Raw genomic sequence first — 14,630 nt, 5'->3', positions numbered from 1 at the left:
CTGAGGTCACCCCTTATTGCTATCGGTGCGTCATTGGCGGACGCACTCCTACGCACCTCTGAGGCGTTCTTGAATCTTAGCCCGGTTCTACTGAACCGGCCCGGTCTTTCTGCTGTTTGCACAGGTAGAGGAGGTCTAGGAAGTATGCGGCGGGGGAGGGGGTCTGCTGTCCAGGGTGGAGCGCAGACGGTCGTTGTCCTCCTTGAGGGCCGCGTTGTTCGCCTCGAGTTCGAGGATCCGGGCGATTCCGGCGATATTGATTCCGGAGCCCACCAGTTCGACGATCCGTTGGACGATCTCGAGATCGTTGTCGCTGTAGCGGCGCGTCCCACCCGCTGTGCGTGCGGGGTTCAGCAACCCTCGGCGTTCGTACAGGCGCAAGGTCTGCGGGTCGAGTCCCGACAGTTCGGCGGCCACCGAGATGCCGTAGACCCCGCGCCGGGCGCGTAACGGATCTGGCGTCATCGTTTCCTCCGGAGTCGGTCTTCTCGGGTCGCGCTGCGGTCACCCGCGACTTGACCGAACCTTACCACAGGTCCATAATAAATCTGTGTCTACGGACACAGGTAATCGACAAAGTGTGGCCGCCACGAACGGCCGGACAGTCGGAGGTGACAGACCGATGTTGATGCGCACCGACCCCTTCCGCGATATCGATCGCTTCACGCAGCAGGTGCTCGGCACCATGGCACGGCCCGCGGTGATGCCGCTCGATGCATGGCGAGAAGGCGACCGTTTCGTCGCCGAGTTCGATCTCCCGGGCGTCGACGCCGACTCGATCGACCTCGATGTCGAACGCAACGTGCTCACCGTGCGCGCGGAACGTCCGGAAGTCGACCGGGACAAGGAATTCGTCTCGACCGAGAGGCCGCGAGGCATCTTCACTCGTAGGCTGTTCCTCGGTGACACCCTCGACACCGATCGGATCGAAGCGCAGTACCGCGGTGGTGTTCTACGCGTGACGATTCCGGTCGCAGAGAAGGCGAAGCCCCGCAAGATCTCGGTGATCGACGCGGAGACGAACGGCCAGGCCGCGATCGAGAAGTGAACCGCTACGGCGAACCGGGCCCGGGATGATTTCCGGGCCCGGTTCGGCTGCGTCCACTACGGTTTCAGGCAGATCTTGATGGCGCCGTCCTGCTTCTTCTGGAAGATCTCGTACGCGTGCGGTGCGTCGTCGAGCGGGAGGCGGTGGGTCGCGAAGTCGTCGACCCCCAGCGGATCCTCGTCGGTCAGCAGCGGCAGGATCTCCGGGACCCAGTTCAACACGTTGGCCTGACCCATGTGGAGACGGATCTGCTTGTCGAACAGGGTGAGCATCGGCATCGGATCCGCCGCCCCGCCGTACACACCGCTCAACGAGATCGCGCCACCACGCCGCACGACGTCGATCGCGGTGTACAGCGCGTGGAGACGGTCCACTCCGGCCTTCTCCATGAACGGCTCGGCAATCGCCGACGGCAGGAAGCCGGCGGCACTCTGGGCGAGCTTCGCGACGGGCGAGCCGTGCGCCTCCATACCCACGGCGTCGATCACCGAATCGGTGCCGCGCCCGTTCGTCATGTCACGGATCATGTCGCCGGGATTGTTGTCGACCTCGCGCAGATCGACGACCTCGATGCCGCGGGAGGCCGCGCGGGCCAGTCGCTCGGGGACCATGTCCACGCCGATCACGCGGGCACCCTTGTGCACCGCGATGCGGGCGGCCATCTCTCCGATGGGGCCGAGGCCGAGCACCGTGACACTTCCGCCGTCGGGGATCTCCGCGTACTCGACGGCCTGCCACGCGGTGGGCAGCACGTCGGAAAGGTAGACGAAACGGTCGTCGGCCGGCCCTTCCGGGACCTTGATGTGGGTGGCGTCGGCATGGGGGACGCGCAGATATTCGGCCTGCCCGCCGGGCACGCTGCCGTAGAGCTTCGAGTAGCCGAACAGTGCGGCGCCGGTGCCCTCCTCACGGACCTGCGTGGTCTCGCACTGCGAATGCAGGCCGTGGGAACACATGAAGCACTGGCCGCAACACACCTGGAAGGGGATCACCACCCGGTCGCCGGGCTTCAGCTTCGTGACGCCGGAGCCGACCTCCTCGACGATGCCCATCGGTTCGTGACCGAGAATGTCGCCGGGAGTCATGAAGGCTCCCAACACCTCGTACAGGTGCAGGTCGGAGCCGCAGATGTTGGTGGTGGTGACGCGGATGACGGCGTCACCGGCCTCCTGGATCGTCGGATCGGGCACCGTATCGACGCTCACGTTGCGGCGCCCTTGCCATGTCACTGCCTTCATGTCGCTCCTCGGTTCCTCGGGTGCAGGAATGTCGGGCCGTGCCCGGCACGTGTCCCTCGATGCCTACCCCCGCTCGGCGCGGGCAAACGCTGCCCGCGAGCGGGTCCCTGCCGCACCGCACATGTTTGCGCGTGCCGGAGGAGAGGTATGTCGCCACAGAATCGAATCACCGCGACACATGTCTGTGGCCGCTCTTGCGGGAGCACAGCCGCACAGAAGGAGGTCAGGTGACCACTTCGGACCCCGAACACCACGGAAGCCAGGATCCCGAACCTTCGCGCACCCCGGATCTCGAGGATTCCCCATCAGCGGGTGGCTCGCGCTGCTCGCCGTCGCGGTGATCGTGATCATCTTCGTGGTCGCGATCTTCGGCATCCTGTCCTGACGGTTCGGCCCGAGCCGCCCCGCGGAGCTTCTCGTCAGCGTCCGCGACGCGGTAGCCGCACGACCTGCACGAAGAATTCGTCGATCTGCTTCACGGCACCGATGAACTGGTCGAGATCGACCGGCTTGGTGACGTACGCATTGGCGTGCAGCTTGTAGCTGCGGAGAATGTCCTCCTCGGCCGACGAGGTCGTGAGCACCACGATCGGGATGTCGGACAGTTCCGGATCGGACTTGATCTTCGTCAGCACCTGCCGGCCATCGTACTTCGGCAGGTTCAGGTCGAGCAGGATCAGATCCGGGCGCGGCGCACCCTCGTGGTCGCCCCGGCGGTACAGGAAGTCGAGTGCTTCCGCCCCGTCGCGGACGACGTGTAGGGCGTTGCCGATCTTGTTGTCCTCGAATGCTTCACGGGTCATCAGCTCGTCGCCGGGATCGTCCTCGACCAACAGGACGTCCACCGGTCGGGCAGCGGGATAGGTCACGATCGTGCTCCTCATGACGTTGTCCCCTGCTTCTGCTCGACGGGGCGTGATGCGGTTCCGAGGGTGAAGCAGATTCGAGTGCCCTCGGTATGAGTATCGCCGTACTCGGTGTCGATCCAGATTCTTCCCGCGTGATACTCGACGATTTTCTTGCTCAGCGCCAGTCCGATACCGGTGCCCTGGTAATCGTCGCGAGGATGCAGCCGCTGGAAGATGACGAACACCTTCTCGGCGTACTCGCTGTCGATCCCGATGCCGTTGTCGGTGACGCAGAAGTGCCACCGCGGACCGTCCGACTCGTCCTCGGCCTTTTCGCACTCGATCCTGATCACCGGGGTGCGATCGGGATGGCGGAACTTGATGGCGTTGCCGACCAGGTTCTGCCACAGCATCGTCAGCAGAGTGGGGTCGCCGGTGAGCTCGGGGAGGTCGTCGGGGCGTTCGATCTGCGCCTGTGACTCCTCGATGGAGGCGGAGAGGTTGAACAACGCCTTCTCGAGCGGTCGGCCGAGGTCGACCCGGACGTAGGCGTCGTGGACGCGTCCGACCCGGGAGAAGGCGAGCAGATCGCTGATCAGCACCTGCATCCGTTTCGCGCCGTCCACGGCGTATTCGACGTACTGTCGTCCACGATCGTCGAGGACGTCGCCGTACCGCTTCTCGAGCAGCTGGCAGAAGGACGCGACCTTCCGCAGCGGTTCCTGCAGGTCGTGCGATGCGACGTAGGCGAACTGCTCGAGTTCGGTGTTCGAGCGGCGGAGTTCCTCGGCCTGGGAATCGAGATCCTCGGTCTGTTTCGCGAGCAGGGTCTGCTGCTTCCGGGAGTCCGCCAACGCGTCCGCGATACGACCGCGCATCGTCTCGACGTCGAGGGCGAGTGCCCGGATGTCCTTCGGTCCCTGGGGGTATATGTGCTGGTAGAAGTTCTCCTCCAGCGCGACCCGGCGACTGGCGTTGCGGAGTTTGCTGAGCGGCACGGCGACGAGATTGTGGACGAGGGCCACCATCGCGAGGCCGGTGAGGATGAACGTGATCACCATGGCGATCAGGACCGAGTTGCGGATCGTCCGGGACTGCACGAGATCGTCGAGGTTCTCTTCGAGCACACGGGAGAGCGCGCTGTTCTCCTGGACGAACATCGACCGGATCTCACCGAAGGTCAGCCGGTCCTCCTCTGCCAGGTTCGCATCGACGGGGCGCGGCTGCCCGGGCACGACTGTGGCGATGATCGGCTCTGCATATTGCGTCTGCCACTGCCGGGCGGTGGCGTCGATGGAGTCGATGTCGGCGAGGAGCTCGGGATGGTCGGCGAGGAGTTCACGGAGGCGATCGAGGGCGACCTGCTGATCGGCTCGGCCGGCGCGATACGGCCCGAGGAAGATCGGGTCGGTCGTGAGCGCATACCCGCGGACCGCGGTCTGCTGATCGAGCAATGAGCTCTGCAGCCGGTAGGACTCCGTCATCGCGGGCTGGATCCGCCCGGTCACCTCGTCGGTGATCTGCACGGTGCGCTGGATGAAGATTCCGCCCACGATCGAGCCGAGGACGGCGAAGACCGCGAGGACCGCGAACGCGACCTGGAACCAGCTCTGCACGACCAGCCGCGACGAGAACCGCTCGATGCGCGGTTCGGGAACCGAAGGATCCCTCATCGCCGCACCGTCGCTCCGACCTCGGCGGAACGCACGATACCGATCACATCCACCCCAGCTTCCCGGCCCGTGCCCGATTCGCGCCTACGGGCGACGAATCCCGACGGCGGTGCGGTCCCGAACCTGTCGGTCTGCGAACACACGTATGGACGGGCTGTCTGTTGAACCCGAATGCGAACTGTAGCCGACCGGTGGAGCCGTTCCGATCCGGCCACGGGCCGAACCGGCTGCACCGAGTGCCGGAACGCGACTAGGGTCGGTCGCATGACACGACGAGTGAGTGTGTGGGGTGGCGCGTTCTGGCTCAGTCGGAAGGTTCGCGAGCAGGCGCTCGATGCAGCCCGCGAACTGGAGGAGCTCGGGTACTCCCGGTTGTGGACGTCCGGCGGATTCAAGGACGGCTTCCCCTCCGTCTACGGTGAACTGCTCGCGGCGACGACGACGCTCGAGCTGGCGAGCGGCATCATCAGCATCTGGCACGCCGACCCGGAGACCACGGCGGCTGCGGTCGCCGATCTGGAGTCGCGGTATCCCGGTCGTTTCCTGCTGGGCGTCGGAACGAGTCACGCTCCCGTCGTCGACGCGCGGGAGAACACCAGCTACACCAAGCCCTACAGCCGGATGGTCGAGTACCTCGACGGCCTCGATGTGGCGTCGACGCCGGTGCCCACCGATCGCAGGGTCCTCGCGGCGCTCGGCCCGCGCATGCTGAAGCTGTCCGCCGAGCGCGCGGCAGGAGCCCATCCGTACTTCGTTCCGCCCGCGCACACGGCGGTTGCGCGTGAGGCCCTCGGCTCGGAGCCGTTGCTCGCGCCCGAGGTGGCCGTCGTCCTCGAAACCGACGAGACCGTTGCGCGTTACATCGCCCGCGAGTACATGCGCGGTTATCTCGCGCTGCCGAACTACTCGAACAACCTGCGTCGTCTCGGGTATACCGACGAGGACCTCGCCGACGGTGGCAGCGACGGCCTGATGGACGTGCTCATCCCGTGGGGCGATCTCGACAGCGTCGTCGCCGGCATCGAGAAGCACTACGCCGCCGGTGCCGACGAGGTCGCCATCCAGGTGCTCACCGCGGATCCGTTCACCTTCCCGAGCGAGGGCTACCGGCAGCTCGCGTCCGCGCTGCTGAGCTGAGGTCACCGAACCCCGAGGTCACCGAACCCCGAGGTCACCGGATCGGTGTGGCCGCTCAGATCGGCCGCACCGTGAGGATCTGGGACATCGTGCCGATCGGTCCGGTCGCATCGTGCAGCACCGTGCTCGTCAGGCCGACGCCGTCGGCGCCGAACGAGACCGACGTATCGAAGCCGACCCATTCACCGCGGGGTTCGGCGAACAGGTGCGCGGTCAGGTCGACGTTGGGGAAGGCGACCGTTCTCGGATCGGCACGCACCGCCATGCCGTTGGCGATGTCGAACAGGCCGGCCGTGGCGGCGAGATCGCTGACCTTCTCGCCCTCCACGAGCGGGAGACCGGTGCGCACCCAGAACGAGGCCCGTCCGGGTGCGGTCGAGACGCGGCGCACCTCCACCGAGTCGATGAATCCTCCCGGCCACAGCGTCGTCGGGTCCCAGGGTTCGCAGTCCTCGGGCGTCGGAATCGGCTGCAGCGTGGTGCCGGCGATCTCCGCGGTGGGACGGGTCTGCATCAGCCACGCGCGCGCACGCACGATCGCGCGCCCGTCGTAGGCGAGGGTCGCTTCCACGAGTTCGATGGTGCGTCCGGGCCGCAGGACCTCGACCGTCGTGACGACGGGACCGACGGGCACGGTGCCGAGGATGTCGTACGACAGGCGTCCGATCGTGAGGTCGTCGTCGCGCCGCGCGTCGCGGTCGCATTCGACGACGTGGGCGATCAGCCCGAGAGCGGGAGCGATGTGCTGCTCCGCCTCGTTCCACGCCCCACCGACATGTTCGGTGGCGCGGAAGGAGGTCGGGCCGAGTCGTTCGAAGTAGCTCATGCGGTCTCCGTTCGTGACGGCTCTGCCGCGAGAGCCGAGGGGGTCGCGGCGAGAGCTGCCAGTGCCATGCGTCGCAGCACCGCGCGGGTGCCTTCGGGGGAACGCGGGTCGGCGCTGTGCGGTGTCGAGTTGATGAGTCCGAAGGTCGCGTGCGCCATCGTGCGCGCATCGGATTCGGGCAGTGCGGGGTCGATGCGGCGCAGGGCGTCGACCCAGATCTCGACGTAGCGACGCTGGGTCACCCTCACCTCCCGCTGCCCCTCGTCGGGGAGGGACGTGAACTCGCGGTCCTGCACGCGGATGAGATCGGGCTCGCCCAGCGCGAAGTCGAGATGGAAGTCGACCAGGCCCTCGAGGGCGTCGCGTGGGTCGGGCGTCGTCTCGGCGACCTGCGTGCCACCTGCGAGGAGGCGGCGGCTGATCTCGACGAGGATCTCGACGAGCAGGGCGTCCTTGTTGGGGAAGTGCCGGTACACGGCGGGACCGCTGATCCCCACGGCCGCACCGAGATCCTCGAGGCGGACCCCGGGGAATCCGCGTTCGGCGATCAGGTGCGCCGCGGCACGCAGGAGGTCCCGTCGGCGTTCCGCCTTGGCGAGGCTACGCCGCGTCGGGCGTCCCGATGCGGTCGAGACGTCGATCGCGGACTCGGTCATGAAAATCTCCGCTCGGTGTGGTCTGGACAACTCGGTTAATCATAACTAACCTAGATTTCAGTTAATGGCGATTAGTCGATCTACCGAGGATGGTGTCCGTGACAACCGCTGAGACGGCCTCGACAACCAGCCGCGACCAGCACGAACAGCTGGTCGGAGAGCTCCGAGACAAGCTCGCTGCCGCAGCCCTGGGTGGCAGCGAGAAAGCCCGGGAGCGGCATGTCGCCCGCGGCAAGCTGCTTCCCCGCGACCGCGTGGACGAACTGCTCGACACGGGCAGCCCGTTCCTCGAACTGTCGCCCCTCGCCGCCGACGGCATGTACGACGACGAGTGCCCCGGCGCCGGCATGATCGCCGGCATCGGCCGCGTCGCCGGCCGCGAGTGCGTGATCGTCGCGAACGACGCCACCGTCAAGGGTGGCACCTACTATCCGATCACGGTCAAGAAGCATCTGCGGGCGCAGGAAGTCGCGCTGCAGAACAACCTGCCGTGCCTGTACCTCGTCGACTCCGGTGGCGCCTTCCTGCCGCGGCAGGACGAGGTCTTCCCCGACCGCGAGCACTTCGGCCGCATCTTCTACAACCAGGCCACCATGAGCGCCAAGGGGATTCCGCAGATCGCCGCGGTCATGGGCTCGTGCACCGCCGGCGGCGCCTACGTCCCCGCCATGAGCGACGAGGCCGTCATCGTCCGCAACCAGGGCACCATCTTCCTCGGTGGCCCGCCGCTGGTGAAGGCCGCGACCGGCGAGGTCGTCACCGCCGAAGAGCTCGGCGGCGGCGACCTGCACTCGAAGGTCTCCGGCGTCACCGACCACCTGGCCGAGGACGACCGCGACGCGCTGCGCATCGTGCGAGACATCGTCTCCACCTTCGGTCCGCGCAACCCGCGTCCGTGGGACGTCGAACCCACCGTCGAACCCGAGGCCGACCCCACCGAGCTGTACGACGTGGTGCCCACCGACTCGCGCATCCCCTACGACGTGCACGAGGTCATCGACCGTGTGGTCGACGGCGCCGGCGGTGACGGCCATGAATCCAGCAGCTTCCACGAGTTCAAGGCCGAATACGGCAAGACTCTCGTCACCGGCTTCGCACGCATCCACGGCCACCCGGTCGGCATCATCGCGAACAACGGCGTGCTCTTCGGCGAATCCGCCGTCAAGGGAGCGCATTTCATCGAACTGTGCGACAAGCGCTCGATTCCGCTGGTGTTCCTGCAGAACATCTCCGGCTTCATGGTCGGCCGCGACTACGAGGCCGGCGGCATCGCCAAGCACGGCGCGAAGATGGTCACCGCGGTCGCGTGCGCCCGAGTGCCGAAGCTGACCGTCGTCATCGGCGGCTCGTACGGCGCCGGCAACTACTCGATGTGCGGTCGCGCGTATTCGCCTCGCTTCCTGTGGATGTGGCCCAATGCCCGCATCTCCGTCATGGGTGGCGAGCAGGCCGCCTCGGTGCTGGCCACGGTGCGCTCCGACCAGCTCGATGCCTCGGGCAATCCCTGGACGGCCGAGCAGGAGGAGGAGTTCAAGGCTCCGATCCGCGCCCAGTACGAGGAACAGGGCAATCCCTACTACTCGACCGCGCGCCTGTGGGACGACGGCATCATCGATCCCGCAGACACCAGAAAAGTTCTCGGACTGGCACTGTCGGTGTGCGCCAACGCCCCGCTCGAGCCGGTCTCCTACGGCGTCTTCCGGATGTGAGTGCACCCATGACTGATACGACTCGGATCGACACGGTGTTGGTCGCCAACCGCGGTGAGATCGCGGTGCGCGTCATCCGCACCCTGAAGGCGATGGGCATCCGCTCGGTCGCCGTGTTCAGCGAGGCCGACCGCGACGCCCGGCACGTGCAGGAGGCCGACACCGCGGTGCTGCTCGGACCCGCCGCGGCGCGCGAGAGCTATCTGGTGATCGACAAGGTCATCGACGCGGCGCTCGCCACCGGTGCGCAGGGCATCCATCCCGGCTACGGATTCCTTTCGGAGAATTCGGCTTTCGCCGCCGCGTGCGCCACTGCCGGTATCGCCTTCCTCGGCCCGTCCGCCCACGCCATCGAGACCATGGGCGACAAGATCACCGCCAAGGCAGCGGTGTCGGAGTTCGGCGTTCCCGTCGTGCCCGGCATCTCCCGGCCCGGACTGAGCGACGACGAACTGATCGCGGGCGCCGAGGAAGTCGGCTATCCCGTGCTCGTCAAGCCGTCCGCCGGTGGTGGCGGCAAGGGCATGCGCCTCGTCGAGGACCCGAAGGATCTGCCCGCCGCGCTCGAATCCGCCCGTCGCGAAGCGGCGTCGGCGTTCGGTGACGACACCCTCTTCCTCGAACGGTTCGTCCAGCGCCCCCGGCACATCGAGGTCCAGGTCCTCGCCGACGCGCACGGCAACGTCGTCCACCTCGGCGAGCGCGAGTGCAGTCTCCAGCGGCGGCACCAGAAGGTCATCGAGGAAGCGCCCTCGCCGCTGCTCGACGAGGCCACCCGCGCCCGCATCGGTGAGGCCGCGTGCAACACCGCGCGCAGCGTCGACTACACCGGCGCCGGCACCGTCGAGTTCATCGTCTCCGCCGACAAGCCGGACGAGTTCTTCTTCATGGAGATGAACACCCGACTGCAGGTCGAGCATCCGGTCACCGAGATGGTCACCGGCCTCGACCTCGTCGAGTGGCAGGTGCGTATCGCCGCGGGCGAGCCGCTCGGCTTCACCCAGGACGACATCACCCTCACCGGCCACGCGATCGAGGCCCGCGTCTACGCCGAGGATCCGGCTCGTGGCTTCCTTCCGACCGGCGGTGAGATCGTCGATGTCGTCGAGCCTTTCGGGGCGAGCGCAGCGACGGGGAACGTCACCGGTCCCCGCGTGCGCGTCGACTCCGGCATCCGCGCCGGCACCGTGGTCGGCAGCGACTACGACCCGATGCTCGCCAAGGTCATCGCCCACGCCGACGACCGCGCCGGAGCGCTGCGCCGCCTCGACCGGGCGCTCGCACAGACCGCCGTGCTCGGCGTCGTCACCAACGTCGACTTCGTGCGGTTCCTGCTCGCCGACGACGACGTGATCGCCGGCGCGCTCGACACCGGCCTGCTCGACCGTCGACTCGGCGACTACACCGCCCCCACGACCGCCGATTCCACGCTCGTCGCCGCGGCCATCCTGCGGTGGCTCGACCGCTGGGCGGGCGACACCACCGATCCGTGGGCGGTGCCCGACGGATGGCGCGTCGGTGCCCACCGGCCCGTCACGTCGCGGCTCACCTCCGGCGACCGCACCGCACATGTGCGCCTGACCGGAACTCCGGCGGCCGGTGTCGCCGAGGTCGAGGACGGCGAGACCTACCGGTTCAGCGCCGTGCTGCACGGCTCCGCTCTGGCGGTCGTGCTCGACGGCCGGCGTCACAGCTACCGCGTCGGCGAATCCGACGGTGCGGTCTGGCTTTCCGACGGCCACGGCAGCGTCGCCGTCCGCGAGGTGCGCGAGGCATCGGTGCGCGGCGACGACGCCCACGCCGGCGACGCCGACATCACGAGCCCGATGCCCGGCGCCGTCATCGCGGTGTCCGTCGCCCCCGGCGACACCGTCACGGCCGGGCAGACGCTCGTCGTCGTCGAGGCCATGAAGATGGAACATTCGCTCACCGCCCCCATCGACGGCACCGTCGAACTGTTCGCGGCAGCCGGTGAGCAGGTCAAGGTCGATCAACTTCTCGTGCGAATCACCCCGCACGCCGACACGGAAGAGACAAAGTGATGACGGAATACCTGGCCACGGGCCAACTTCCCGACGAGTACGAGCAGCTGCGCAAGACGGTCGCCGACTTCGCCCGCACGGTGGTCGCGCCGGTCGCCGCCAAGCACGACGCCGAGCACTCGTTCCCCTACGAGGTCGTGCAGGGCATGGCCGAGATGGGCCTGTTCGGCCTGCCGTTCCCCGAGGAGTACGGCGGCATGGGCGGCGACTACTTCGCGCTGTGCCTCGCGCTCGAGGAACTCGGCAAGGTCGACCAGTCCGTCGCCATCACCCTCGAGGCCGGTGTCTCGCTCGGCGCGATGCCGATCTACCGCTTCGGCAACGAGAAGCAGAAGCAGGAGTGGCTGCCGCAGCTCGCGAGCGGCCGCAACCTCGCGGCCTTCGGGCTCACCGAACCGGGTGCGGGCAGCGACGCCGGAGGCACCAAGACCACCGCCAAGCTCGAGAACGGCGAGTGGATCATCAACGGCAACAAGCAGTTCATCACCAACTCCGGCACCGACATCACCTCGCTCGTGACCGTCACCGCCCTCACCGATGTGCGGGAGAACGGCAAGAAGGAGATCTCCACGATCCTCGTGCCGACCTCCACGCCGGGCTTCACCGCCGAACCCGCCTACAACAAGGTCGGCTGGAACGCCTCCGACACGCATCCGCTCACCTTCGCCGACGTGCGGGTGCCCGAGGAGAACCTCCTCGGCGAGCGGGGCCGCGGCTACGCCAACTTCCTGCGCATCCTCGACGAGGGCCGCATCGCCATCGCCGCGCTGTCGACCGGCGCCGCGCAGGGCTGCGTCGACGAATCGGTGAAGTACGCCAAGGAGCGCGAGGCGTTCGGCAGCCCGATCGGCAACAACCAGGCCATCGCCTTCAAGATCGCCCGCATGGAGGCACGTGCGCACGCCGCACGCACCGCCTACTACGACGCCGCCGCCGCGATGCTCGCCGGCAAGCCGTTCAAGAAGCAGGCCGCGGTCGCCAAGCTCGTCGCGTCCGAGGCCGCGATGGACAACGCGCGCGACGCGACGCAGATCCACGGTGGCTACGGCTTCATGAACGAGTACGCCGTGGCGCGCCACTACCGCGACAGCAAGATCCTCGAGATCGGTGAGGGCACCACCGAGGTGCAGCTCATGCTCATCGGACGGGAGCTGGGACTGTGAGCGAGACCGACACCACCGTGGAGAAGCGGATCGTCCAGCGTGGCCTGTGGTTCGAGGAGTTCGAACTCGGCGCGATCTACGAGCACCGCCCCGGCCGGACGATCACCGAGGCCGACAACACGCTGTTCACGACGCAGACGATGAACACGCAGGCGCTACACCTCGACGCCGCATACGCTGCCGAGACGAGTTTCGGTGAGCGTCTGGTCAATTCGATGTTCACGCTCTCGACGCTCGTGGGACTGTCGGTCGCCCAGCTCACGCAGGGCACGATCGTCGCGAATCTCGGGTTCTCCGAGATCTCCTTCCCCAAGCCGTTGTTCCACGGCGACACGCTCTACGCCGAGACGAAGATCGTCGACAAGCGCGAGTCGAAGAGCCGGCCGGGGGAGGGCATCGTCACCCTCGAACACACCGGTCGCAACCAGCACGGCGATGTCGTCGCCGTCGCCGTGCGCAAGACCCTGGTCCAGAAGAGGCCCACGACATGACCTGGGAACTCCCCGGCCCCGCATGGCTTTTCTGTCCCGCCGATCGTCCGGAGCGCTACACCAAGGCCGCCGAACGTTCCGAGGTGGTGATCATCGACCTCGAGGATGCCGTCGCGCCGGCCGACAAGCCGGCGGCCCGTGAGGCGCTGATCGCCACTCCGCTCGACCCCGAACGCACCGTGGTGCGGGTCAACCCGGTGGGCACGGCCGACCACGAGGCCGATCTCGAGGCACTGCGCCGCACGTCGTACACGCGGGTCATGCTGCCCAAGTGCGAGAGCGGCGACGAGGTGCGCTCGCTCGCACCGCTCGAGGTGGTCGCGCTCATCGAGTCGCCCCTCGGGGTACTCGCGGTGGAGGACATCGCCGTCGCCGAGAACACCCTCGGAATGATGTGGGGTGCCGAGGATCTCGTCGCCGGACTCGGTGGTAACGCGAGCCGTCACGCCGACGGGACGTACCGCGCGGTCGCGCAACACGCCCGGTCGGTGACCCTGCTCGCCGCGAAGGGTCACGCCCGCTGGGCGCTCGACTCGGTGTACCTGAACATCAAGGACACCGACGGCCTGTACGAGGAGGCGCTCGACGCCGTGGCGGTCGGATTCGACATCAAGGTGTCGATCCATCCGAGCCAGGTCGACGTCGTCCGCCGGGCGTACGCGCCCACCCCCGAGGAGGAGGCGTGGGCGCGGCGCGTTCTCGAGGCCGCCGAATCGGAACGCGGCGTCTTCGATTTCGAAGGGAAGATGGTCGACGCCCCGGTGCTGCGCCACGCCGAGCGCGTGCTGCAGCGCGCGTCGGCCGCCGCCTCGGCATGACCGCGTGTCACCGGGGACGGTGACGCAACAACTGAGTGAGACGGTGGGCGCTGTCGAGCAGCGCCTCACCGAGTTCGGGCACACGATCGGGCCGGAACCGGCTCTCCACGCCGGTCAGACTCAACGCCCAGGTCGGGGCGCCGCGGTGATCGAACACCGCGGCGCCCATTCCCCAACTGCCCTCGACGATCAGTGCCGGATTGACGGCGTAGCCGGTCAGCCGTGTCGTCTCGATCCGTTTCTCCAGTGCGGGTCGCGCGTGGTCCGGTCCCCAATCCTGCGTGAGATCCACCCGCGACAGATGCGCCTCGATCTCCTGATCGGGCATGTGCGCGAGGATCGCCAGCCCCGCCGACGCCACCCCGAGCGGGAACCGGATCCCGATGTGGAGCACGTGCGAACGCAGCGGGAAGCTGCCCTCCTCCATCGCCAGACAGACCGTCTCGTCGCCCCGCCGCGCGGAGAGGAAGGCGCTCTCGCCGGTCGCGCGCGCCAGATCGCGCAGCACGTCGCCCGCGAGATCTGTGATGTCGTAGCGCACGGAGGCGAGCGATCCCAGCAGGTAGAGCTCGGGTCCGAGGGCCCAGCGTCCCGACGCCGGATCCCGGTCGACGAGCCCCTCGTCGGCGAGCGAGCTGAGCAGCCGGTGCACCGTGGGCCGGGCGAGATCGGTGGTGCGGGCGACCTCCGAGGTCGTCACCCCTTCCGGTTCGTGCGACGAGACGGTGCGCAGCAGGGCGGCGATCCGCGCGACCAGTTGACCCCGTGCATCGGACGACATGCCTCGATTCTACGTCCACTCAGTGAACGCATATAGCGTCTCTGTTCGATGAACGATCAATTTCAGAGAGATTCCGGCAGGTACTTGTGTTCGCCACCTGCAGACTCTTTAGTAGAAACCAAGCATGCGACTGCGTTCATCCAGTGGACGTGATTCGTCCAGCGGAGCCCGGCGGCTCCCCCGGAAACCCGAGAGGTGAG

The 14,630-nt window shown here is 67.5% G+C and carries 14 protein-coding genes; 7 read left to right on the top strand and 7 right to left on the bottom strand.

What is annotated here, in order from left to right:
- Nucleotides 1-135 precede the first annotated feature (135 nt).
- Complete coding sequence (locus tag K3M35_RS08560; RefSeq protein WP_006550764.1) at nucleotides 136-465, bottom strand: helix-turn-helix transcriptional regulator; 330 nt, start codon at nucleotides 463-465, stop codon at nucleotides 136-138.
- Between the two features lie 157 nt (nucleotides 466-622).
- Between K3M35_RS08560 and K3M35_RS08555 the strand changes: the two genes are divergently transcribed.
- Nucleotides 623-1,048 carry an Hsp20/alpha crystallin family protein gene (locus tag K3M35_RS08555; protein ID WP_019290579.1) on the top strand — a complete coding sequence of 142 codons (426 nt, stop codon included), beginning with the start codon at nucleotides 623-625 and terminating at the stop codon, nucleotides 1,046-1,048.
- Between the two features lie 56 nt (nucleotides 1,049-1,104).
- Here K3M35_RS08555 and K3M35_RS08550 read toward each other — a convergent pair whose 3' ends face one another.
- The 3 genes from K3M35_RS08550 to K3M35_RS08540 all read right to left on the bottom strand — a co-directional run bounded on the left by K3M35_RS08550 (nucleotide 1,105) and on the right by K3M35_RS08540 (nucleotide 4,807).
- Nucleotides 1,105-2,286, bottom strand: a complete 1,182-nt coding sequence (locus tag K3M35_RS08550; protein WP_019290580.1) for a zinc-dependent alcohol dehydrogenase — start codon at nucleotides 2,284-2,286, stop codon at nucleotides 1,105-1,107.
- A 419-nt stretch (nucleotides 2,287-2,705) separates the two neighbouring features.
- Nucleotides 2,706-3,170: a response regulator gene (locus tag K3M35_RS08545; RefSeq protein WP_006550760.1), complete on the bottom strand. Its 465-nt coding sequence runs from the start codon at nucleotides 3,168-3,170 to the stop codon at nucleotides 2,706-2,708.
- Complete coding sequence (locus K3M35_RS08540; RefSeq protein ID WP_094979708.1) at nucleotides 3,167-4,807, bottom strand: CHASE3 domain-containing protein; 1,641 nt, start codon at nucleotides 4,805-4,807, stop codon at nucleotides 3,167-3,169. The genes K3M35_RS08545 and K3M35_RS08540 overlap by 4 nt, the downstream gene beginning before the upstream one ends.
- Nucleotides 4,808-5,071: 264 nt before the next feature.
- On the opposite strand from K3M35_RS08540, the gene K3M35_RS08535 reads away from it, so the two are divergent.
- Nucleotides 5,072-5,944 carry an LLM class F420-dependent oxidoreductase gene (locus K3M35_RS08535; RefSeq protein WP_198387744.1) on the top strand — a complete coding sequence of 291 codons (873 nt, stop codon included), beginning with the start codon at nucleotides 5,072-5,074 and terminating at the stop codon, nucleotides 5,942-5,944.
- 55 nt (nucleotides 5,945-5,999) lie between these two features.
- On the opposite strand, the gene K3M35_RS08530 is transcribed toward K3M35_RS08535, so the two are convergent.
- The gene (locus K3M35_RS08530) at nucleotides 6,000-6,770 is read right to left on the bottom strand and encodes a thioesterase family protein (RefSeq protein ID WP_006550757.1); all 771 of its coding nucleotides are present in this window, start codon (nucleotides 6,768-6,770) and stop codon (nucleotides 6,000-6,002) included.
- Nucleotides 6,767-7,426, bottom strand: coding sequence for a TetR/AcrR family transcriptional regulator (locus K3M35_RS08525; protein ID WP_006550756.1), 660 nt, complete (start codon nucleotides 7,424-7,426; stop codon nucleotides 6,767-6,769). Before K3M35_RS08525 ends, K3M35_RS08530 begins: the two co-directional genes overlap by 4 nt.
- Nucleotides 7,427-7,515: 89 nt before the next feature.
- Between K3M35_RS08525 and K3M35_RS08520 the strand changes: the two genes are divergently transcribed.
- The 5 genes from K3M35_RS08520 to K3M35_RS08500 are packed head-to-tail and all read left to right on the top strand — an operon-like array spanning nucleotide 7,516 to nucleotide 13,649.
- On the top strand, nucleotides 7,516-9,135 hold the full coding sequence (locus K3M35_RS08520) for a carboxyl transferase domain-containing protein (protein WP_006550755.1): 1,620 nt from the start codon (nucleotides 7,516-7,518) through the stop codon (nucleotides 9,133-9,135).
- An 8-nt stretch (nucleotides 9,136-9,143) separates the two neighbouring features.
- Entirely contained in the window at nucleotides 9,144-11,177 is a 2,034-nt protein-coding gene (locus tag K3M35_RS08515) for an acetyl/propionyl/methylcrotonyl-CoA carboxylase subunit alpha (RefSeq protein ID WP_220666291.1), read from the top strand.
- Nucleotides 11,177-12,340: an acyl-CoA dehydrogenase family protein gene (locus K3M35_RS08510; RefSeq protein WP_220666290.1), complete on the top strand. Its 1,164-nt coding sequence runs from the start codon at nucleotides 11,177-11,179 to the stop codon at nucleotides 12,338-12,340. Before K3M35_RS08515 ends, K3M35_RS08510 begins: the two co-directional genes overlap by 1 nt.
- Nucleotides 12,337-12,831: a MaoC family dehydratase gene (locus K3M35_RS08505; RefSeq protein ID WP_019290589.1), complete on the top strand. Its 495-nt coding sequence runs from the start codon at nucleotides 12,337-12,339 to the stop codon at nucleotides 12,829-12,831. The genes K3M35_RS08510 and K3M35_RS08505 overlap by 4 nt, the downstream gene beginning before the upstream one ends.
- Nucleotides 12,828-13,649: a CoA ester lyase gene (locus K3M35_RS08500; RefSeq protein WP_220666289.1), complete on the top strand. Its 822-nt coding sequence runs from the start codon at nucleotides 12,828-12,830 to the stop codon at nucleotides 13,647-13,649. Before K3M35_RS08505 ends, K3M35_RS08500 begins: the two co-directional genes overlap by 4 nt.
- 7 nt (nucleotides 13,650-13,656) lie before the next feature.
- On the opposite strand, the gene K3M35_RS08495 is transcribed toward K3M35_RS08500, so the two are convergent.
- Nucleotides 13,657-14,430 (bottom strand): IclR family transcriptional regulator, encoded by a 774-nt coding sequence (locus K3M35_RS08495; protein WP_019290591.1) that lies wholly within the window; start codon nucleotides 14,428-14,430, stop codon nucleotides 13,657-13,659.
- Between the last annotated feature and the right edge of the window lie 200 nt (nucleotides 14,431-14,630).

Origin of the sequence: Rhodococcus sp. DMU2021, from assembly GCF_019641445.1 — a bacterium.
Taxonomy (GTDB): domain Bacteria; phylum Actinomycetota; class Actinomycetes; order Mycobacteriales; family Mycobacteriaceae; genus Rhodococcus; species Rhodococcus pyridinivorans.
This window is presented reverse-complemented; position numbering and strand designations above follow the sequence as displayed.